Origin of the sequence: Nocardia sp. PE-7, assembly GCF_030486425.1 — a bacterium.
GTDB classification, from domain to species: Bacteria; Actinomycetota; Actinomycetes; order Mycobacteriales; family Mycobacteriaceae; genus Nocardia; species Nocardia salmonicida_A.
In genome coordinates, this window is sequence record NZ_CP129614.1 from 4,495,335 (window position 1) to 4,515,654 (window position 20,320).

The 20,320-nt window shown below is 65.0% G+C and carries 16 protein-coding genes; 10 read left to right on the forward strand and 6 right to left on the reverse strand.

Annotation, left to right across the window (positions count from 1 at the left end; genetic code table 11):
• Window positions 1-2: 2 nt before the first annotated feature.
• A complete protein-coding gene (gene hemE, locus QX204_RS21335; RefSeq protein ID WP_301901783.1) occupies window positions 3-1,058 on the reverse strand; it encodes a uroporphyrinogen decarboxylase in 1,056 nt (351 codons plus the stop codon).
• Between the two features lie 317 nt (window positions 1,059-1,375).
• Between hemE and QX204_RS21340 the strand changes: the two genes are divergently transcribed.
• Window positions 1,376-1,927 carry a DUF3000 domain-containing protein gene (locus QX204_RS21340; protein WP_056811191.1) on the forward strand — a complete coding sequence of 184 codons (552 nt, stop codon included), beginning with the start codon at window positions 1,376-1,378 and terminating at the stop codon, window positions 1,925-1,927.
• Between the two features lie 22 nt (window positions 1,928-1,949).
• Complete coding sequence (locus QX204_RS21345) at window positions 1,950-3,200, forward strand: HRDC domain-containing protein (RefSeq protein WP_301901785.1); 1,251 nt, start codon at window positions 1,950-1,952, stop codon at window positions 3,198-3,200.
• 540 nt (window positions 3,201-3,740) lie between these two features.
• Here QX204_RS21345 and QX204_RS21350 read toward each other — a convergent pair.
• Window positions 3,741-4,223, reverse strand: a complete 483-nt coding sequence (locus QX204_RS21350; protein WP_301901787.1) for a hypothetical protein — start codon at window positions 4,221-4,223, stop codon at window positions 3,741-3,743.
• 67 nt (window positions 4,224-4,290) lie between these two features.
• Between QX204_RS21350 and QX204_RS21355 the strand changes: the two genes are divergently transcribed.
• Window positions 4,291-4,635: a hypothetical protein gene (locus QX204_RS21355; protein ID WP_301901788.1), complete on the forward strand. Its 345-nt coding sequence runs from the start codon at window positions 4,291-4,293 to the stop codon at window positions 4,633-4,635.
• Here the strand turns inward: QX204_RS21355 and QX204_RS21360 are convergent.
• Window positions 4,614-9,119 carry a DUF6531 domain-containing protein gene (locus tag QX204_RS21360; protein WP_301901790.1) on the reverse strand — a complete coding sequence of 1,502 codons (4,506 nt, stop codon included), beginning with the start codon at window positions 9,117-9,119 and terminating at the stop codon, window positions 4,614-4,616. The two genes, QX204_RS21355 and QX204_RS21360, sit on opposite strands and share 22 nt — an antisense overlap.
• Complete coding sequence (locus QX204_RS21365; protein ID WP_301901791.1) at window positions 9,119-9,445, reverse strand: type VII secretion target; 327 nt, start codon at window positions 9,443-9,445, stop codon at window positions 9,119-9,121. The genes QX204_RS21360 and QX204_RS21365 overlap by 1 nt, the downstream gene beginning before the upstream one ends.
• Window positions 9,446-10,008: 563 nt before the next feature.
• Here QX204_RS21365 and QX204_RS21370 point away from each other — a divergent pair.
• The 5 genes from QX204_RS21370 to QX204_RS21390 all read left to right on the forward strand — a co-directional run bounded on the left by QX204_RS21370 (window position 10,009) and on the right by QX204_RS21390 (window position 14,007).
• Window positions 10,009-10,539 (forward strand): DUF3558 domain-containing protein, encoded by a 531-nt coding sequence (locus tag QX204_RS21370; RefSeq protein ID WP_301901792.1) that lies wholly within the window; start codon window positions 10,009-10,011, stop codon window positions 10,537-10,539.
• A gap of 25 nt (window positions 10,540-10,564) precedes the next feature.
• On the forward strand, window positions 10,565-10,960 hold the full coding sequence (locus tag QX204_RS21375) for a hypothetical protein (RefSeq protein ID WP_301901794.1): 396 nt from the start codon (window positions 10,565-10,567) through the stop codon (window positions 10,958-10,960).
• Entirely contained in the window at window positions 10,960-12,255 is a 1,296-nt protein-coding gene (locus tag QX204_RS21380; RefSeq protein ID WP_301901795.1) for a hypothetical protein, read from the forward strand. Before QX204_RS21375 ends, QX204_RS21380 begins: the two co-directional genes overlap by 1 nt.
• Entirely contained in the window at window positions 12,252-13,016 is a 765-nt protein-coding gene (locus QX204_RS21385) for an ESX secretion-associated protein EspG (RefSeq protein WP_301901797.1), read from the forward strand. The genes QX204_RS21380 and QX204_RS21385 overlap by 4 nt, the downstream gene beginning before the upstream one ends.
• A 151-nt stretch (window positions 13,017-13,167) precedes the next feature.
• On the forward strand, window positions 13,168-14,007 hold the full coding sequence (locus QX204_RS21390) for a class I SAM-dependent methyltransferase (protein ID WP_301901799.1): 840 nt from the start codon (window positions 13,168-13,170) through the stop codon (window positions 14,005-14,007).
• A 136-nt stretch (window positions 14,008-14,143) separates the two neighbouring features.
• Here QX204_RS21390 and dxs read toward each other — a convergent pair whose 3' ends face one another.
• Complete coding sequence (gene dxs, locus QX204_RS21395) at window positions 14,144-16,042, reverse strand: 1-deoxy-D-xylulose-5-phosphate synthase (RefSeq protein ID WP_301901801.1); 1,899 nt, start codon at window positions 16,040-16,042, stop codon at window positions 14,144-14,146.
• Window positions 16,043-16,358: 316 nt separating this feature from the next.
• On the opposite strand from dxs, the gene glsA reads away from it, so the two are divergent.
• On the forward strand, window positions 16,359-18,167 hold the full coding sequence (gene glsA / locus QX204_RS21400; RefSeq protein WP_301908058.1) for a glutaminase A: 1,809 nt from the start codon (window positions 16,359-16,361) through the stop codon (window positions 18,165-18,167).
• A gap of 74 nt (window positions 18,168-18,241) precedes the next feature.
• Complete coding sequence (locus tag QX204_RS21405) at window positions 18,242-18,913, forward strand: SIMPL domain-containing protein (protein ID WP_301901802.1); 672 nt, start codon at window positions 18,242-18,244, stop codon at window positions 18,911-18,913.
• 39 nt (window positions 18,914-18,952) lie between these two features.
• Here the strand turns inward: QX204_RS21405 and QX204_RS21410 are convergent, their stop codons facing one another.
• Window positions 18,953-20,311 (reverse strand): class I SAM-dependent RNA methyltransferase, encoded by a 1,359-nt coding sequence (locus QX204_RS21410; protein ID WP_301901803.1) that lies wholly within the window; start codon window positions 20,309-20,311, stop codon window positions 18,953-18,955.
• Window positions 20,312-20,320 lie beyond the last annotated feature (9 nt).

The window sequence follows — 20,320 nt, forward strand, 5'->3', positions numbered from 1 at the left end:
CTCTACAGCGAGTGCACCAGCTCGACCAGCGCCGTCAACACGCCGGGATCGGTATCGGGCAGCACGCCGTGGCCGAGATTGAAGATGTGCCCGGTCGCGCCGAGCGTGATCGCCTCGTCGGCTTCGCGCACGATCCGCCGCGTCTCGGCCTCGACCGCGTCGAATCCGGCGAACAGGATCGCGGGATCCAGGTTGCCCTGCAAGCCCTTTCCGGCGCCGACCCGACGCACCGCATCGGTGAGCGGCAGCCGCCAGTCCACGCCGACCACGTCGGCGCCCGCCTCACCCATGGCGCCGAGCAGCTCACCCGTGCCGACACCGAAGTGGATGCGCGGCACACCGGCGGAGGCGACCTCCGCGAACACCCGCTCCGAATGCGGCAGCACGAACTCACGGTAATCGGCCAGCGACAGCGCGCCCGCCCAGGAATCGAACAGCTGCACCGCGTCGACCCCGGCCGACAACTGTGCCTGCAGGAAGGCGATGGTGATGTCGGTGAGGGCGCCCAGCAGCGCATGCCAGGTCTTCGGATCGGCGTGCATCATCGCCTTGGTGCGCTCGTGCTGCTTGCTCGGCCCACCTTCCACCAGGTAGGACGCGAGGGTGAACGGTGCGCCCGCGAACCCGATGAGCGGGGTGTCGCCGAGCGCTGTGGTGAGCAGTCGCACGCCCTCGGTGACCGCGCCGACCTCTTCGGGGCGCAGTCGCGGCAGCGCGCGCACGTCGGCTTCGGTGCGCACCGGCGAGGCGATGACCGGACCGACGCCGGGCACGATGTCGAGGTCGATGCCCGCGGCCTTGAGCGGAACGACGATGTCGGAGAACAGGATTGCCGCGTCGACGCCGTGACGGCGGATCGGCTGCATGGTGATCTCACACACCAGCTCCGGGTCGAAGCACGACTCGAGCATGCCGACGCCCTTGCGTAGTTCGCGGTACTCCGGCAGCGATCGGCCGGCTTGACGCATGAACCACACCGGGCGCCTGCTGGGCGTCGCGCCGGTGGCGGCGGCCAGGAAAGGGGCATCGGTCAACCGGCGGCGAGTGTAAGTGCTCATCGCCGTTCATCCTAAGCATCGCGCCGCGACCGACCACACGCCCAGTCGAGGTGTGGGACCAACCACACGTTCGGTCCGTCGGGTACCCGACACTCACCGGACCGTTCGCGTCGCACATCGCGCATCACATCGCCGCCGAGAATGCACCCTCCGCAACACGGCCCGCACGCGACGCGCAAGGCGGCGCGCCTCCGACGGCACCGGGCACCCACCGTCTACCGTTCCACCTCGTGACACCGCTCGACATCCGCGACGGCGCCGCACCGACCGGGGGAACGCCCCGTGAGCCTGCTTCTTTTCGGGCGGCGGTCGATGCGATGGGCACCGCAACAGTGCACCCCCAAATCGAGCTGGCGCCTATCCGGCCTCCGCAACGGTTGGCGCCGTTCTCCTATGCGCTCGGAGCGGAGGTCATCCACCCCGAGGGCCCGGTGGTGCCCATCGACTCCGAGGGCGACGCGTTCGGCAGGCTGATCCTGCTGCACGACCCCGACGGCGACGAGGCCTGGAACGGCGTGTTCCGGCTCGTCGCCTACATCCAGGCCGATATCGACGCCGCGCTCGCCGCCGACCCCCTCTTACCCGAGGTCGCGTGGAGCTGGCTGGTGGACTCCCTGGAATCACGCGGCGAACCGTTCACCGCTCTCGGCGGCACGGTCACCGCGACCAGCTCGGTCCGCTACGGCGATATCGCGGGCCCACCGCGCGCCCACCAGCTCGAACTGCGCGCGTCGTGGACGGCGACGACCACCGAGATGCGTCGGCACGTCGAAGCGTTCTGCGAAGTGCTGGCCTTCGCCGCCGGGCTGCCGCCCGCCGGGATCACCCATTTACGACCGGAGTCCTATACCCGCACCGATCGCCCTTGATCGCCACGTAGAGTTCACGTTTATGTCGGTCGCCGAGGAACCCACCGCAGCAGAGCCCCTGCTCGTCCCTGCCGAGGGCGTTCCACCTGTGCTGGCGACCGCCGACGAGGTCGCCGCGGCCGCCAAAACCCTCGCCGCGGGCACCGGTCCACTGGCCGTCGACGCCGAACGCGCGTCCGGCTTCCGCTATTCGGCACGGGCGTACCTGATCCAGCTCCGCCGCGAAGGCGCGGGCTCGTTCCTCATCGACCCGATTCCCGTAACCGACGCCTTGACCCCCTTGGCCGAGGCGATCAACGACCTCGAATGGGTCCTGCACTCCGCCGACCAAGACCTGCCCGGCCTCGCCGAACTGGGTTTGCGCCCCGCCCGTCTGTTCGACACCGAACTCGGCGGCCGCATCGCCGGCTACGAACGCGTCGGCCTGGCCGCGATGGTCGAAAACCTCCTCGGCCGCTCCCTGCGCAAGGGCCACGGCGCCGCCGACTGGTCGAGCCGCCCGCTGCCCGACGAATGGCTCAACTACGCCGCCCTCGACGTGGAACTGCTCCTCGAACTGCGCGACACCGTCGCCGCCGATCTCACCGAGCAGGGCAAACTCGATTGGGCCGCAGAGGAATTCGAACACGTCCGGACCATGGACCCGCCCTCCCCCAAAGCCGACCGCTGGCGCAGAACCTCCGGCATCCACACCCTGCGCCGCACCCGCCAACTGGCGATCGTGCGCGAACTGTGGACCACCCGCGACGAACTCGCCCGCGCCCGCGACGTCGCCCCCGCCCGCATCCTGCCCGACTCGGCCATCGTCGCCGCCGCCACCGGCGAACCCCGCTCGATCGCCCAACTGCGCACCCTCCCCGTCTTCGGCGGCCCCCGCCAACGCCGCTACTCCCGCGACTGGCTGGCCGCCGTCGAACGAGGCCGCACCCTCCCCGACAAACAACTCCCCCCACTGACCCTCCCCTTCGACGGCCCACCACCGGTCAACCGCTGGGAACGCCGCGACCCCGTCGCCGCCGCCCGCCTCACCACCGCCCGCGGCGCCATGGGCGAACTCTCCACCGAACACTCCATCCCGGTCGAGAACCTGCTCTCCCCCGACCTGGTCCGCCGTCTCTGCTGGGACGGACTCCCGGACTACAAGAACGTCGGCACACCCGAGGAGTTGTCCGCGAGGATCGAGGCCTTTCTCCTCGCCGGCGGTGCCCGCCAATGGCAGCGCACCCTCGCAGTCCCTGCGTTGACCAGCGCACTGACGCCCCCGTCCAATTAGTCGAGCCACGACGCGAGCCAGCTGCTAGAAGGTCGGCTGGCACGCGATGTCAGATAGCGTTGCCAGATTTCGCTGTGACCAGCGGGAAACCATGTGGATACACTCGAATTGAATAACTTGCGCATGCGACCAAACTATCCACTCCAGTAGATTTCAACGCTATGCACTTGACCCGATTCCATTTTACTTCATCTATATCCGAAATATGGAGCAACGCCAGGGATTGATCGTCGTCGGCCAGATCAATTGTTATCGTTTTGAATACCGTCTTCATCTGCATTGCGAAGACGCTGAAGAATCTGATGGACACAAAGGATGGGTCCGGAGATCTGTCGAAGCTGCGTAGCTCCAGTTCCGATAGAGATAAGTTGTAGCGCCATGGCCTGAAATTGAATCCGAAATGGATCGGGAGACTGTCACACATTCGATGCAGAATTGTGATCACCTACTGACGGATCACCATAGGCAACACCTCGACACTGGAGGCGGTAAAATTCGCAACAGTACGCTCAAGATCCGTCAACCGCCCCGATCTAAAACTCAACGGTCCCGCCTATCATTTGAATTTTCAATTCTGACTTCAGGAGATGTTCGCCACATTTCGAATGAATCCATCTCCTTCTCCAACACATTCAACACCTTGCGATTCTCTTCAATGACACTGACGCCATGGTCATGCAAAGATTTCACACTATCGTAGATAGCGCATAGGAACTCTGACAACGGAGTGGAATCAATCACCATCTTTCCGTGTCGGGTAGCTACACGATCCTTCTGCAGTGAAAACTCGACCACAAACATAGAACCATAGCCTTCAAACCTCCCATTCCCTTTTCCACGACTGGCCAGTAAGCGAGCCTCAGAGAGAAGGGTAGCAGCGGAGGGATACACCATCATACGTTGATCAGGATGCTCCAGACCGCGAGTGGTAACCGACCCTGAGTTACCTAGCACTTCCAGGTCGCCTAGCGAATATCCATCTTCTGGAGGGTCATCGCGGACCGTGAAAATGAACTCGACCATTGTTTAACTTCCCAAGCATTGGAGACATCCGCGCCGTGCCCATGTCGCGCACCTACAGTTTATCGAGGTGAACCAGAGCATCGCAGACTGCGGCGCGAAGTTGCTCTTCGGTTATATCCCCGTCTTCCCGATCCGATGGATCGATCGGGTAATCTTCGAGCGCAAAGAAGACTCGATCCAGCAGGAATTCGAAAGGGGGTCGCACCCGCTCCTTTGCTTCCAGGGATCTACTCCGTGCTGCGTACCAGTTGCGCGCAAACTCTGCGCCATTAATTTCGCAGCAGGCAAGCCTTCTCATCAGTGCCAATTGCTCGCCAATGCCCGAATTCGGGGACACATCACGGGGGCGCTGCCAAGTGCGTTTGGAAAAATTGAACTCGCCATTTACAGCTACCATAGAAAACCCTTCTGAACGATACCCTCAAATTGCTGATCTCCCAGCTTCCAGGCCGACCAGAACTTGCCGTCAGATCGCAACATTACCATCTTGTTTGTGTTGGGGTCGATGAATCCGATCGCTGTTCCTTGATTTCTGTAATTGAAACGGTAAATCTTCGTGTCCGGGGCCGTCATGTGTTGCTTCATCGCTTCGACAAACGCCGCCTTATTGGCATTGTTCTTGTTGCCGGTGAGGCCAAAATCCGAAGCATGCGCGTCATATTTTTTATCCAGAACTTTTTGACTACTAAAGTCCGCACGGTCCGCCCACGCACGCTTTGCGCAACCAACCGGCGCTAGCCCGAGCGGGTCGCACCAAGAAATTGGATTCCCGGGGTAAGAATTTGGGTTTTCAGCGGGTGGTAACCCCAGTGGATCCTGAGTCAGGAATCTGCCGACTTCTGGATCGTAGAACCGGTGCAGATTGTAGTGGAGGCCGGATTCGGGATCGTATTGCTGGCCTTGAAATCGGTGGGGTGTATCGGGACCCGCCCAGGTGGTCTGACCCCAGAGAGCAGTGTCGGCTGTTGAGGTGATTTTGCCGGTGATGGGGTCGGCGAGGTGGGTCGGGCTGCCTTCGAGGTTGGTGACTATTGCCCAGAATTGGTCGTCGACGGATTGAGCGAGAGGGATGTGGGTTGTTGGGTGGTTGGTCCATGTGTGGGTTCGGGTACCGGCATGGTTGGTGGTCGACTGTTCGGTGAGATGGACTCCATCCCAAGTGAATTCAGTGAGAGTGTTGCTGGTGTCGTTCCGTTTGCTGGTTCGGCGGCCGAACGGGTCGTAGGTGTAGGACCAGGTGTTCTCGTCCGGGGTGGTGACTTCGATCAGTTGGTCGAAGGCGTTGTACCGGTAATGCCAGATGGCGGGTTTACGGGAGATCCGCCTCTTCTCTTTGCGGGTGAGGCGACCGGCGGCGTCATAGTGGTAGCGGGTGCGTCCGGCGCGGACGAGGAGGTTGTTGCGGTACTCGAAGCGCTGGTCGGGAGGGGGTTCAGGTGTGTTCTGGTTGGTCGCGATGGGACCGGATAGTGCCGGTGATGCGTGGATCTCGGCGGCAGTGAGGTTCGACAGGGCGTCGTAGGCGTACTGCTCGTTGGCACCGGGGCTCGGGGTTGCGATGTGGGTGATGCGACCGATCGCATCGAGGGTGTAGTCGCGGCACCGGTTTGCGGTGGGTGTCGTGATGGTGTGGCTCGTGACGTACCCATCCGGACGCCAGGTGTAATCGTCGCGCTCGAGCAGTTTGATGGGCGCACTGGTGTGTGGATCGAGCTGTACGAGTTCGCGGCTGAGGGTGTATCCACCAGCGCTATAGGTATTGTGCTGTCCGATGCCAGCACTGTGCCAACTGTTTTCGCGTCCGATGAGGTCGTGGGTGAAGTCGAATCGGTGGCCGTTAGTAGTGAGGGTGGCGACCAGACCAGTCGATGTGTGTTCGTAGATGGTCGACGCCTCACTCGGCGTTGTGTACCCGGTGCGGCGACCGTGACGGTCGTAGTTGTAGGTGGTGGCGCGCCCGTCGACACGCTGGGTCAGTATCCGCCCGGCTGGCGAGTGGACAAAGGTGACCGAATGAATCGGGTCGTCGTGCACGCCATTTCTAGCGTTGATGAGCAGCCCGGTTGGGGTGTAAGTGTTGACAACCCATTCGCCCGTGTCTGTGCTGACGCCGATGAATCGGCCGAGAATATCGTAGGTGAGGCGACGTTGGACGCCGGTCGGTGTCGTGACGTTGGTAGGCCGGTTGAGCAGGTCGTGCTCGGTGTGGGTGACCGATCCGTTGTAGTCGGTTTCGGTGCAGACGTTGCCGGTCGGGTCGTATTCGTAGGTCCAGGTGTCCCCGAGGGGGTTGGTAACCGAGGTGAGACGGCGCTCTGTGTCGTGGGTGTAAGCGGTCACGGTGCCATCGGCGGATTCGCGCGTGCTGACCATGTCGAAAGTGCCGTAGGTGTAGCGGGTGATCGCACCGATCTGGTTGGTGTGGGCCAGTAGGTTCGCTTCGCCGTCATATGTCCACGACTGGGTGCTGCCGTCGGCATCGGTGCGCGAGAGCAGCCTTCCCTCGGCCGAGTAGTGGTTGGTCCTGGTGTTACCGAGAGGGTCGGTGATGGTCACCGGTCGGCCGAACGTGTCACGTTCGACGATGGTGACCGCGTTGTTGGGCTCGATGATCCGGACAGGTAGGCCGGCGGCATCGACATCGATGCTGGTGGTGGCGCCTGTTGAGAGACTGATCGAAGCCGGCGCGCCACCTCGATGATGTGTGTAGGCCGTGGTGACACCGTCCGCATCCGTGACACTGGTGAGGTTGCCATGGTCATCGTAGGTGCGGGTGGTGGTCGTGCCATCGACATCGGTGATCGTGGCGGGGCAGTGGGGCGCGGCGTAGCTGATGGTGATGGTTGCCTGGTCGGGGCGTCGGAGTAGGACCAGGTCACCGTCGCCGTTGTAGAGGTAGACGGTGGTGTTGGCGTAGGCGTCGACGTGACGGACCGGTTGGCGGTACTCGTTGTAGTCGGTGATCGATGTCGCGCCGCGTGGGTCGATCAGGTTGCGCAGGCAGAGGTCTTCGTCGAACTCGAAGGTGGTGGTGGCGCCGAGGGAGTTCGTGTGATGAGTGCGCGAGCGGCGAAAGTCAGGAATCGCCTCATACGTGAAAGTCGCGGACAGGATGCCGTCGGTGCCGACCTGTTTGATGACCCGCCCGGATCGGTCGTAGGTGTTGTGCATTTCTGTGCCGCGAGAGTCGCGCCACGACAGCATGCGGTGTTGATCGTCGTAGCGGAAGGTCGTGGTCGCGGCGACACCATTGGTGACAGAGACGAGATCACCTGCCGAGTAACCGAACTCGCGAACCGTGGCTTCCAGCAGCTCGCCGGTGGTGGTGCCGAGCACTGTCAGGGCAGTGACGCGGTTGTCGGTGGTGTCGATCCGGACGCGGTAACCGCCGGAGTGGGTGACTTCGGCGGGTTGGCCGGTGCTGCTGTAGTGGAAGGTGATTCGGTTGTGGTGGCGGTCGGTGATCTGGGTGATCGGATAGTTGCCGAGCGGGTTTTCCGACCCGGCGGACGCGGCGGTTGACTGGAAGCTCCAGGTGAGTTCGCGTTCTGGGTCGTGGACTGCGTATCTGCCTGATGCGGTGCGGGTCATGGTTGCGCGGATGCCTTGATGGACCGGCCGGACTGGGACGTCGGGGGCGGTGTGGGGGAACTGCCACAGCTCACCGTCGGGTCCGACGAACCTGACTCCGACCTGGTCGACTTCGACGCGCATATCCAGTGTCGCGGCCCAGGACGGCCCGAACCAGCGTCCGAAGCGGTACGACGAGCGGTGCCGGCGAGTCAACACCAGTGCCAATACGCCAGGGAGGTCGATATCGGTTGCAGGAAGAAGGAACTCACCGGTCGCGACGTCGACCGGGTCACCGCAGTCGGTGGTTTGCTTCGCGGTCTTGTTCAGGTCCGGCTTCTCGGAGCCGGACTGGTCGGGAAGCTTGCTCGTCTCCGGCGTACTCGCCGGTTTCGTGGTCCCTGGGGTGTCCGGGTTATCGGTTGTCTTCGACGGTGTATCAGGCGTGCTGGCCGGATTCGTGGGCGTGTCAGGCTGTTTGGTAGTCGACGGAGTTGTCGAGGTGTCGGTGTTCTTCGCCGCCGCAGGACTGGTCGTAGTGGTGGTGGTGTCGGCGTTCTTCGAGGTCTTCGACGGAGTCTTCTTGAACGCCTTCGCGATATCACCGAACGCCGACTTCAACTGCTTGAGTAACGGCTTCAACTTCGCCATCGTCTTCGCCAACTTCGAAAACAACTTCGAAATCGTCGCCACCGTCTTCGCGATATACGCAGTGGCCTGGACCGCGACCAACGGAGTCGCCAAACCCACCGAGAACACCAACTCCGCCGCCCACACCGCGAGACGACCAACAGTCTGAGCCACCAGATCCCGCACGGTCTCGCGGACCGCAGCCACGATCCCGCCCGCCATCCGGATCGCCGACGCTGCCGCGGTCGCAGCGCCGTTCGCCGCGGTCAACAGGTTCGTGGTGTTCGAGGCCGCCGACTTGTACGCGGTAGCTGTTTGACCGGTCCAGTCTGCAACATCCGCTGTGACCGCAGCATTCTGAGTAGTTGCTACCTCGCTGATCCGGGCGGCGACGTTGTCCCAGGTTTTGGCATAGGCCTCGATCTGGGCAGGGTCACCCGCGATCCAGTCCAAAGCATCCTGCAACGGTTGGCAGTGCTCGATCAGCCAGCCCACACCGTAACCGGCCAAGGTGCCCAGCGGGTCGACCACCAGGGAGACTGCTTCGGCACCGAGACCGACGACACCCAGACCTACTTCGATCCAGGAACCGCCCGAGATCGCGTCGGACAGGTCGGTGACCGAGCTGACCAAACTGATCCCGGTAGACCAATCGGTGGTGTCTTCCTTCGCGGCGATCAACGGATTGGCGGCCATTACAGACCGGACTCTTGGGACTTCAGCGCGGCGGCGTTGGTGGTGTCGCGGGTAGTGAACGCATCAGCAACAGCGGTCAGGTTCGAACTGGTATCACCGAAGGCGTCGATCGCGGCCTGGATCGCGTCGATGCCATCGGTCTCGACCGCATCGACGAACAACGGACCGAGGAACGCACACAGTTTCCCGAACGCGTCCGAGGGGGCAGAGACCGCTTGGGCTGCCTCGAGAGCTTCGGTCAACCCGGAACCGGCTGAGGTGACGTTGGTGGCGTGGGTTTTGATCTTGTCCGGAGAGACGTTGAGTTCCCCGCCTGCGCTGGTCATCGTCGGTGCCCCGCCCCTCGTGTGATGCCACCCCGGCCGCGGGCACTCCCTGCCCGCGACCTGCGATGTCGAACCTGATCGACCAGGTCGCAACCACCGGAACAACCGGCACGCCAGACCCGCGGCACGCAGTGCCAATCGCCGAGCGTAGCGGATGTGAGCGAGTTGGTAGGTGCGGTGAAATCGATGGAACCGGAGGAGTCTTCGGTGCGTCTAAGGACGTGAAGGAATGCCATCTCAGTAATCGGGTGTGTGAGGCACATGACCGTGAAGATCAATGCTCGACCGCAAGGACTCGCGACCGTCGGGCTTTCGCCGTGGGTGGGTTCCGAGGGTTCGGCAGCACTCCGGTTCGGCGGAACTCGCTGGGGTTGCGGAGGTTTCATGGGTCGGGGGCGGTGAGATGAATGGGGCGGGTCGGTGTCGTAGGCTGTGCGGAACGACGGGGTTCCGGGTGCGGGGAGCATTCGGGGCGGCTGTGGGGTTGGTACGGGCTCGGCCGGACGGTGTGGCTCGGTGATCGGGGAAGACGGAGGATGCTCGTGCGGCGACGGTCTCTTGTGGTGACCACGGTGTTGTGTGGGGTACTCGCCGTGGCGGGGTGCTCCACCACCGAAAGTGGTAATGCGCAGCCGAGTTCGACTACGGACCTATCGGCCGCCACGGCGGCCTTGTGGGATCCGTGTTCCCAGATTCCCGACTCGACATTGACGAGCCTCGACATCGACCTCGCCACGAAGCGGTCAGGCATCCTCGGCGCGGAAGAGCCGGGATGGAAGATCTGCCTGTGGGAAGAGAACGAGTTCCCGCCGAATTACGGGATCTCGGTGGCATCGTCAGTGCACACCGTCGATGAAGTCAGAGCTAAGCCTGGAAATGTTGACTTTGCAGATGTGTCGATCGCAGGCCGTGTAGGAACTAAGTACCGGCAGAGCCATAATGACGTAAATGAAGACTGCACAATCATGTTCCAAACAAGCACCGGATTCATACAACTCGGCATGCTGAATGTCAGCTCCAAGTCGAAGGCTGTACCGCCATGTGAACGACTGAAACCGATTGCAGAAGCAATCGTTCCAATCCTTCCAAAATAAAATCACGAACGATATAGGGGGTGCGGTGGCTCCGACCGACGAGAAGTCCCGCTGGCAGTACCTGAACGAAGAGGCCAAGGCAGGGCGCCTCTACTTGGATAGATCGGTCGCGACGAGCTGCCGGGATGCAAGCAATACGCAAATCGCCCTGTTCACGCAGCTAAAGAATGACCTTCAGATGCTGGCTAGCGTCACTGGACTCGGCCGCTTCGACGCTGCTGATGAGCTGGCGAAGATGCTCGGCCTGAAGGCCATCGGTGGCGAACGAGATTTCAAGACTGCCTTTGAGGAACACATCGCAGTGCTAGAGCTGATACGCGACACCATCGAGATCTCGGTGAAGAAGTATGAAGACCAGCAAATAGCCCAAGCACAAGCACTGACTTCACAGGGCGCCAACATCACTGGCGGTGATCAATAATGTCAATTCTGGACAGCGCTCTCAGCGTTTTCCCGATCGGTCGCGAATACGTCCAGCTCAAGAATTATGCGGAAGGCAGTAAGCCGACCAGGTCTACGGATGAGAGCCCGGACGCATCGATCGCGCGGAATCGGCTGACGCAGTTGGAAAGCTCGTTCGACGGCACCTACCAGAAGCCGCAAGTTCAGAGCGGATCGTACGAGGACCCCAGCGGCATGTCGGACCTGTACGAACGGGTCTCGGCGATGTCGATGGCTGATGTGAACACGCTGCACACCCGCTGGGAGACGTTGCGCAACAGGCTGGAAGAGGGATTCAAGACCTACGACGCGGAGATCGCGAAGGCCATCTCGGAGAAGTGGACCGGTAACGCGGCGTCGAGCGCCGGTCAGGGAATCCAGGAGTACGTCGAGAAATCCGGCAACCTGTTGGGTTCGGCGCAGATGATGGCCGAGAAGGTGAAGCTGGTCGAGTCGGCCATGCAGATCACCAAGGATCGGGTCAAGCCGCACGAAGGTTCCACGATCAGCGGGATCGCGAGCTGGATTCCCGGCCCCACCTGGAAGATGGACAGCCACAACGCTGATACCGCGAAATCCGAAGGGGCGGAGGTGGTCAGGGGCGTCTACTACACGGCAATCGGGCAAGCCGATACCAACGTCCCACTGGTGCCGCAGCCGTACAACCCCCTCGACACGGGGTCGAAGACGGTCGACGGCAAGGGCACCCAGGGCGACACCACCGACACGAAGTCGACCACGCAGCAACCCACGACGCAGCAGCCCACCACGGAACAGCCCACCACCGAACAGCCGACCACCGAGACACCGACGACGGAGGATCCGTCCGACGACGACACCGGTGACGACACCACTCCGTCGAGCACGGAGCCTGCGGCAACGACAACACCGCAGTCGACCATGCCGACCACGCCGACAGGCACCACACCCGCGTCGACGACACCGATGGGGACCGGTGGCTCTCCGGGCGGGGGCTCTCCCGGTGCGGGGACACCCGGTTCCGGCGTTCCGGGAGCGGCCGTTCCGGGCACACCGGGAGGTGCGACCGCCGGGAAAACTGGTGCGGGCGCTGGAGGTTCGGGTTCCGGGGGCGCCGGCCGCGGGATGTCGGGCATGGGCGGCATGGGTGCCGGTGGTGGTCGCGGCGGTAAGGGCGACGACGAGAAGGAATCCGGGACGAAGGACTATCTGATCAATCAGGAAAACGGTGAAGAACTCACAGGGCTCAGCGAGGATCAGCGAGCCAAGACGGTGCCGCCGGTGATCGGCGAATGAGCCAGGGACAGTGGCAGTTCAGCCCGCTCGGGTTCACGGTGCTGTGGCGCGCGGCGGATCGCGATGTGCTGCCGTATCCCCTGCAGACCCATACCGACGCGGTGACCGTGGACGACTACGACCGCATGTGGCAGGACGAGGCGCAGCGGATTCTGCCTACGTTCGACCATTCGATGGAAGCCGCGTTGCGGATTCTGCTCGAGCCGGAAGCGCGGTTCGAACTGGCCGGGTACGGCGACGGGGAGAAGTTGCGGTCGTTCGCGGCGGTGCGCGGCCAGCAGGCGGTGCTGGTGGAACAGCAGCGAGTACCGCTCGACCGCGAGGGTGGCGACATCCGGATGAGCATGCTCGAGATCGAGCAGTTGCCCGACAAGCTCCTCGCCCGTTTGCCGAAGACGGAAGCGGCAGGCGGGGACGTGTTCTCGATGAACAGCAACGACCTCGACGAGGAAGCGCCCTACGATCCCTGGGCGGCCGACCGGCGGACTCCGCAGCAGAAGGCGGATGATTTCTTCGGGCGCGCACGGTCGACGCTGGTGTACGTGGCGGGCTATCCGGGCGCCGCGACGGACAACCGACCGCAATCCGGACAGGGCTTCCACGTGATGGATTTCCCTGATGGGCGCTACCTGGTCACCGAACGAGGCTCTGTGATCGAGGCGCGACCGGGTGACACCGGTGATGCCAGGGGGTCGTTGGTGCGGTTGATGAAATCGGCGCTCGCGATCTATCGCGAGGACAACGAGCCCGTATATCGGTAGACGCGCATCGACCCTGCCGCCGGTGCGGCAGGGTCGATGCGTGGTTTCCGGGCGGAGGCTCGGTGCCCAGCGGCACTAAATCAGTCGACCCGAGGTGTGCTCGACGCTAGCGTTGATTCTCGCCATCACGCCGCTGTCGAAAGGTCATGCCGTGCTCGAAGCCGAAGCGATCGCCGCCAATCGGGCGAATTGGGACGACCGGGCCGACGTGCATGTGCGGTCGCGGATGTATGACGTCGACGCCTTCCTGGCCGATCCGGACGATATTTCCTCGGTGGTGCGCAACGATCTCGCGGTGCTGGCGCCGCATCTCCCGGAATCCGGGATCCGAGGGCGGTCGCTGCTGCATCTGCAGTGTCACATCGGCACCGATACCGTGTCCTGGGCGCGGTTGGGCGCGGTGGAGGTACACGGGTTGGATCTGTCGCCGAACTCGCTGCGGCACGCGGCGCGGATCGCCGAGGCCGACGGCCGCGAGATCAGCTGGGTCGAGGGGGACGCGCGGTTCGCCTCGGCACTGCTCGACCGGCGCTTCGACACCATCGTGACCAGTGCGGGAACGATCGTCTGGCTGCCGGAGCTCACCGCGTGGGCGCGGTCGATCCATGACCTGCTCGAACCGGGTGGGGTGTTCGTGATCCGCGACGACCATCCGATTCTGGGTGCGATGCAGTTCGAACCGTGGGAGATCGACGACGACTACCTCGGTGGCGGCGGCGCTCGGAGCTACTCGGACTCGGGTACCTACACCGAGGAATCGGACGGACAGATCGCCCACACCACCAATCACGAGTGGCGCCACGATCTGGGCGAGATCGTCGGAGCGCTGCTGGGCGCCGGGCTGGTCATCGAAGCGTTGACGGAGCTGCCCTACATGGATTGGCCCGCGTTTTCCGATCTCGTGCCCTGCGAGCGAGGGTGGGCGCTGCCCGACGGCGCACCGCGCATCCCGTTGAACTTCGCGGTAGTCGCCCGGCGGCCGCACCGCTGAACGAACTCGGGCCGAGGACGTCTCAGGGATCCTCGCCGTGAGCGTGCCGGATTACTGTCCTCGCCGACCGTCACGCCCTACCCTCGGCCCTGAGAGGTACAGCACCCGACATGCGGCGGGTGCTTTACCGCCCTGATCAGCGTGATTGCAGCCAGCCGCCGATCCGCTGGGCGATGGCGTCGGGGGTGAGGCCGAGTTCTTCGAGTATCTCGTTGCGGGAGGCGTGGTCCAGGAACTGTTGCGGCACACCGAGATCGCGGGTGGGGACATCGAGGCCCGCGTCGCGCAGGCGCGCGGAGACGGTGGAACCGATCCCGCCGTGCAGGCCGCCGTCTTCGACGGTGACCACGAGGCGGTAGTTCTCGGCGAGCTTGACCAGGGTGTCGGAGACCGGGATGACCCAGCGCGGGTCGACGACGGCGACCGAGATGCCTTGCGGTTCCAGCAGTTCGGCGACCTTGATGGCGGTGTCGGCGAAGGGGCCGACGGCGACGATCAGGACGTCACCGTGCTGGGACTGCGCGGACCCCGCGCTGGGGACGGCCAGTCGCAGCACATCCAGACCATCGAGACGTTCCACGGCCGTGATGTCCTCGGCGACACTGCCTTTCGGGAAACGCAGCACGGTCGGACCGTCGGAGACGGCGAGCGCTTCGGCCAGTTCCTCACGCAGGGTGGCACCGTCGCGGGGGGCCGCGACGCGGATGCCGGGGACGATGCCGAGCAGCGACAGGTCCCACATGCCGTTGTGGCTGGCGCCGTCGGGGCCGGTGACGCCCGCGCGGTCCAGCACGACCGTGACGGGCTGCTTGAGCAGCGCCACGTCCATCAAGAGCTGATCGAACGCACGGTTGAGGAAGGTGGCGTAGATGGCGACCACCGGGTGCATGCCCCCCAGTGCCAGACCGGCGGCCGAGGCCATGCCGTGCTGTTCGGCGATGCCGACGTCGAACATGCGCTCGGGGAAGCGTTCACCGAACGCGGCCAGACCGGTGGGGCCCGGCATGGCGGCGGTGATGGCGACGATGTCCTCCCGACGTGAGCCGTGTTCGATGAGCTCCTCGGAGAACACCGCGGTCCAGCCCTTGGCCTTCTTGCCGGCGAGGGGGCGGCCGGTGAGCGGGTCGATCGGGTCGCAGGCGTGCATCTGGTCGGCGACGTGGTTCTCGGCGTGCTCGTACCCGTTGCCCTTGCGGGTGACCACGTGCACGACGACCGGACCGCCGAAGTCCTTGGCTCGCCGCATGGCCGCCTCGAGCGCGACGAGATCGTGGCCGTCGACCGGGCCCACGTACTTCATGCCCAGATCGGAGAACAGTTCCTGCGGGCTCACCGCGTCCTTGATCCCGGCCTTGAGCGCGTGGACCATCGAATACGCCGAATCCCCCACGGCGGGAATGCTTTTCAGAATGCGTTTCCCGGCGACCAGTGCGTGTTCGTAGGCGGGCTGGGTGCGCAGGGCGGTCAAGCGGTCGGCGAGTCCACCGATCGTGGGGGCATAGGAACGACCGTTGTCGTTGACGACCACCACCACCGGACGGTCGGGGGCGCCCGCGATGTTGTTGAGCGCCTCCCAGCACATGCCGCCGGTGAGCGCGCCGTCACCGACGACCGCCACCACGGTGCGGTCCTGGTCGGTGAGCGCGAACGCCTTGGCCAGACCGTCGGCGTAGGACAACGCGGCCGACGCGTGCGAGGACTCGACCCAGTCGTGTTCGCTCTCGGCGCGGCTCGGGTAGCCCGAGAGGCCGTCGCGGCTGCGCAGCGAGTCGAAGCGGTCCTTGCGGCCGGTGAGGATCTTGTGCACGTAGGCCTGGTGGCCGGTGTCGAAGATCAACGGGTCGGCCGGCGAATCGAAAATCCGGTGCAGGGCGATGGTCAGCTCGACCACCCCTAGATTGGGGCCGAGATGGCCTCCGGTGGCGGCGACCTTCTGCACCAGGAACTCGCGGATCTCGTCCGCCAGATCCCGCAGTTGCGGCACGCTCAGCCGGCGCAGATCTTCGGGTGAATCCACCCGCGACAGCACTCCCACCTGAACTCGCTCCCTCCGGACTACATTGTGATCAGCCCAGTGTATTTGCCCGCGTGACGGGCACAGGCTCGCGGGCCCTTCCCAGCACGGGCACGGCGAGGTCTACGGTCGCGACGACGATACCGCCCCATGGCCGCTGAACAGGACGCGCAAGCGGAAATCGGGTTCTACAAAGGCTTACCTCACTGGGTTCTCGGCTGTGAGGACAATCTCCCGCGCGTCCCCGCCCGCACCCGGTGACGGCGCGACCTACAGTGACGCTGTGACCCGAAGCCACGGCGCGACGCGCACGATCGACCCGGGTGTGGTGGCAGGCATGCTCGACGAGGTGTACGCGGCCTGCCGCGAGGACACCTCCGGCGCGCCCGCCGACTACATCCCCGAGCTCGCCGCGGTCGCACCGGATTCGTTCGGCTTGTGCCTGGCCACCGCCGACGGGCTCGTCTACGAAGTCGGCGACACCGATATCGGGTTCACCATCCAGTCGATCTCCAAGCCGTTCACCTATGCGCTGGCGCTGGCCGATCGCGGGCTCGACGGGGTGGCCGAGCACATCGATGTGGAGCCGTCCGGGGAGCCGTTCAACGAGATCAGCCTCGAACCGGAGACTCAGCGCCCGAGCAATCCGATGATCAACTCCGGGGCCATCACCGCCGCCTCGCTGATCAACGGTCGCGACGCCGCCGACAAGTTCGAGCGGGTTCGTCGCTGCTACTCCCGTTTCGCCGGGCGCGAGTTGACGATGGACCAGGCGGTCTACGAATCCGAGGCCCGCACCGGGTACCGCAATCGGGCGATCGGGTACATGTTGCGCTCGGTCGGGATCATCGACGTCGACCCCGACGATGCGGTCGACCGCTACTTCCGGCAGTGCTCGATCGAGATCACCTGCGCCGATCTGGCCATGATGGCGGCGACGCTGGCCGACAACGGGGTCAATCCGAAGACCCACGAACGGGCGCTGTCGGCCTCGCTCACCGAACGGGTGCTCAGCGTGATGACCACCTGCGGCATGTACAACGCCGCCGGTGACTGGGTGACCACGGTCGGGCTGCCCGCCAAGAGCGGGGTCGGCGGCGGGATCATCGCGGTGCTGCCCGGTCAGCTCGGGATCTCGGTGTATTCGCCGAGGCTGGACGGGCACGGCAACAGCGTGCGCGGGGCCGCGGCCTGCCGGGAGCTGTCGCGGCGACTCGAATTGCACTTCTGTCACGTGACCCGGTCCGCGCGCACCGCTATTCGCGCCGACTACTCGGTGGCGCAGCTGCCGTCGCGGTTGCGCCGCCCGCCCGAGGACGCCGAGGTGCTGGCCGCCCACGGTGACCGGGCGCGGGTCTACGAGTTGCACGGCGACCTGTTGTTCGCCGGTGCCGAGCGGGCGGTTCGGGCGATCGAGGCCAATGCCGACGGCCTCGACGCGCTGGTGATCGATCTGCGGCGGGTCGGTGAGGTGAGTCAGGTGGCTCGCGGCATGGTCGAGCAGTTGCAGACCGCGCTGGTGCGCCGGGGCAGCCGAGTGGCGCTGGTCGATCCCGATGCCAAGCTCGGGCACGAGGCGTCGAGTCTGGATCCCGACGATCCACGCGGGCGGGTGTTCATCGACCGGGACACCGCGACCGAATGGTGTGAGGACATCGTGCTCGACCGGCGTCGACCGGCTGGGTCGAGCGCTCGCACCTCGATCGACCTCGATGAGCATCCGTTGCTGGTGGGGCTGGACGCCCTCGACCGGGACCGGCTGTGCGCGGAGTTCGTCGTCCGCACGTTCGCCCGAGGTGAGGTGATCGCCGAACGCGGTGAACCACGGTCCGGGCTGTATCTGATTCTCGACGGACGGGTGCGGGGAACGTTCCCCGGTACCGACGGGCGGGTGCACCGGTTGGTGACGTTTTCGGCGGGGATGTCGTTCGGCGAGATCCCGATGTTGATCGGTGAGAGGTTCGTCAACGACATCGTCGCCGAGACGGGGGTCCGCGTGGCGGTGATGAGCCCCGCGGTGTTCGACGAGCTCGCCGAGCAGCACCCGCAACTGAAACTCGCTCTGCTACAACGACTCGCGGCCGGGGCATACGCGCAGATGGACGCAGCAGTCCGCACAGTATCGGCGAACTCCGAGAACTACTGATCCGGGCAGCGGAACTCGGTTCGGACGCGAGACGTTGAGCAGCACAGCAGCCTTCGACCGACAGGAGTACAGCGGTGAGCAAGAAATCCTGGCAGGCGAGCACGACCACCTTCGGGCGCGGCGTGGTGCGCGCGGTCCCCGACCTCATCCGGTTGACGTTGTCGGTGGAATCGCGCGCCGACACCGTCGCGGGGGCCTACGGGCGCGCAGGCGACCAGGTGAGCGCGGTCGTCGCGGCACTGCGGGCTGCCGGCGTGAGTGACGCCGACATGGCGACCAGCGGCTTGAGCGTGCGCACCGAGACCGTCTACACCGACAACGGCCGCACTGAGATCGCCGGATACCTGGCGTCCACCGGTCTCAGCGTGTCGCTGCGCGAAGGAACCGGCACCGAGCCCGCCGACACCGTCGCCGCCGCGGTGAACGCGGGCGGCGACGACGTGCGCCTCGGCGGTCTGACCCGAGGCGTCGCCGACCCCGCGCCACTGCTCGAACAAGCCCGCGACGCGGCATTCGACGACGCGTTGGCCAAGGCCGAGCAGTACGCGGCCCGAGCCGGGGTAAGCCTCGGCGCGGTCATCCAGATCACCGAGGACACCGCTCCCCCCGCCGGTCGGGCCTACGACATCAGCGCGGAGATGGACTCGTCCCCCATGCTGATGGCACGCGCCGGCTCCCCTGTCCCCGTCGTCCCCGGCGAAACCGAAGTCGGCGCGAGCGTCCGAGTGACCTGGGCCCTCGACTGACTCCGCTGTTGCCCGACTCCAGCCGGGCAACAGCACCCGTCAGCGATCGAGCAACGCCACACACTCCACATGATGGGTAGCCGGGAACGCGTCGAACGCCCGCAACTGCGCGAGGTGATACCCGGCGTCGAGATACAACCCGAGGTCCCGAGCGAAAGCCGCGGGGTCACAACCGATATGAACGATCCGACGCGGATCGGCATCGGTCACGGCAGCGACGACATCCTTACCGGCACCAGCCCTCGGCGGATCGAGCACCACCACATCCGGCCGACCGGGAGCACTCCGAGCCCAACGCTCGACCCGATCGCTGTGCAATTCCAGCCACGGCAGATCTCCCAACGCCGCCACCCCGTCGACCACCGCCGAACGAGCCGATTCGACACCGGTCACCGCGCCGGTCTGCCCCGTCTGCTCGGCAAGCCGAGCGGCGAAGACACCGACACCGCTGTAGAGATCCCAACCGGACCCACCGGGAGCAAGCCCCGACCACTCGGCGATCAGATCCGAATAACACTGCGCCGCACCACGATGCGCCTGCCAGAAACCCGTCGCCGCCAGTTCCCACCGACGCCCCGCCACGTACTCCACGACACGACCCGAACCTTCGACCACGCACTCCTCGCGAGGCGCGTTCATGGCCGACTTACGCGAAGCCGCCCGGTCCCGGATCGCACCACGCTCATCACCCGCGGGCGGCACCGACTCACGACGGCGCCCCGGCCGCTGACCGCGCCCGCGACTGCCGCCACGCGGAGTCTCCGGACGACCGCCCGGGCCGGAGGCCGGAGTCTCGGCCAGTTCCACGATATGACGCACACCGTCACCGTCGATCGCGACGACCAGATCGGCACCCGGCGTCCACAACCGATCCGCGACACCGTCGAGCGCACCGGCGACAGGCTGCGGGCAGCGCAGATCCGCGAGCACCTCGGTGCTGCGGTAGCGATGCACGCCGGCGTGCCCCGCACCGTCGACGACCAGCCGCACCCGCGTGCGCCAACCGCCGGTGTCGGCACCGGAATCACCGGCGATCGGTTCGACCGTCACCGCATGCTCGATCTTGGCCAACCGCCGCAGCTGCTCTTCGACCACCGTGGCTTTGAGCGCACGCTGCGCCGCGGGGGTGGCGAAGGAGAAATCGCAGCACCCCGCACCACCGGGTCCCGAGACGGGACAGGTCGCGGGCACGCGGTCCACGGACGCCTCGATGATCTCGACGGCATCGGCGCGGCAGAACGAACCGCCACGATCCTCGGTCACCCGAGCGCGCACCAGCTCACCGGGCAACCCGTGTCGCACGAACACGACCCGGCCCTCGTGGCGAGCGACGATGAAACCACCGTGCCCCGGCGCCCCGAGACGTACCTCGAATTCTTGTCCGCTCCAATCACTCACGGCCACACC

Bases quoted from the DNA above. Each gene is read 5' to 3' on its own strand.
- QX204_RS21365 (WP_301901791.1), bottom strand. From the start codon at position 9,445: ATGACCAGCGCAGGCGGGGAACTCAACGTCTCTCCGGACAAGATCAAA.
- QX204_RS21360 (WP_301901790.1), bottom strand. From the start codon at position 9,119: ATGGCCGCCAATCCGTTGATCGCCGCGAAGGAAGACACCACCGATTGG.
- QX204_RS21385 (WP_301901797.1), top strand. From the start codon at position 12,252: ATGAGCCAGGGACAGTGGCAGTTCAGCCCGCTCGGGTTCACGGTGCTG.
- QX204_RS21350 (WP_301901787.1), bottom strand. From the start codon at position 4,223: ATGGTCGAGTTCATTTTCACGGTCCGCGATGACCCTCCAGAAGATGGA.
- hemE (WP_301901783.1), bottom strand. From the start codon at position 1,058: ATGAGCACTTACACTCGCCGCCGGTTGACCGATGCCCCTTTCCTGGCC.
- QX204_RS21345 (WP_301901785.1), top strand. From the start codon at position 1,950: ATGTCGGTCGCCGAGGAACCCACCGCAGCAGAGCCCCTGCTCGTCCCT.
- QX204_RS21340 (WP_056811191.1), top strand. From the start codon at position 1,376: ATGGGCACCGCAACAGTGCACCCCCAAATCGAGCTGGCGCCTATCCGG.
- glsA (WP_301908058.1), top strand. From the start codon at position 16,359: ATGCTCGACGAGGTGTACGCGGCCTGCCGCGAGGACACCTCCGGCGCG.
- QX204_RS21380 (WP_301901795.1), top strand. From the start codon at position 10,960: ATGTCAATTCTGGACAGCGCTCTCAGCGTTTTCCCGATCGGTCGCGAA.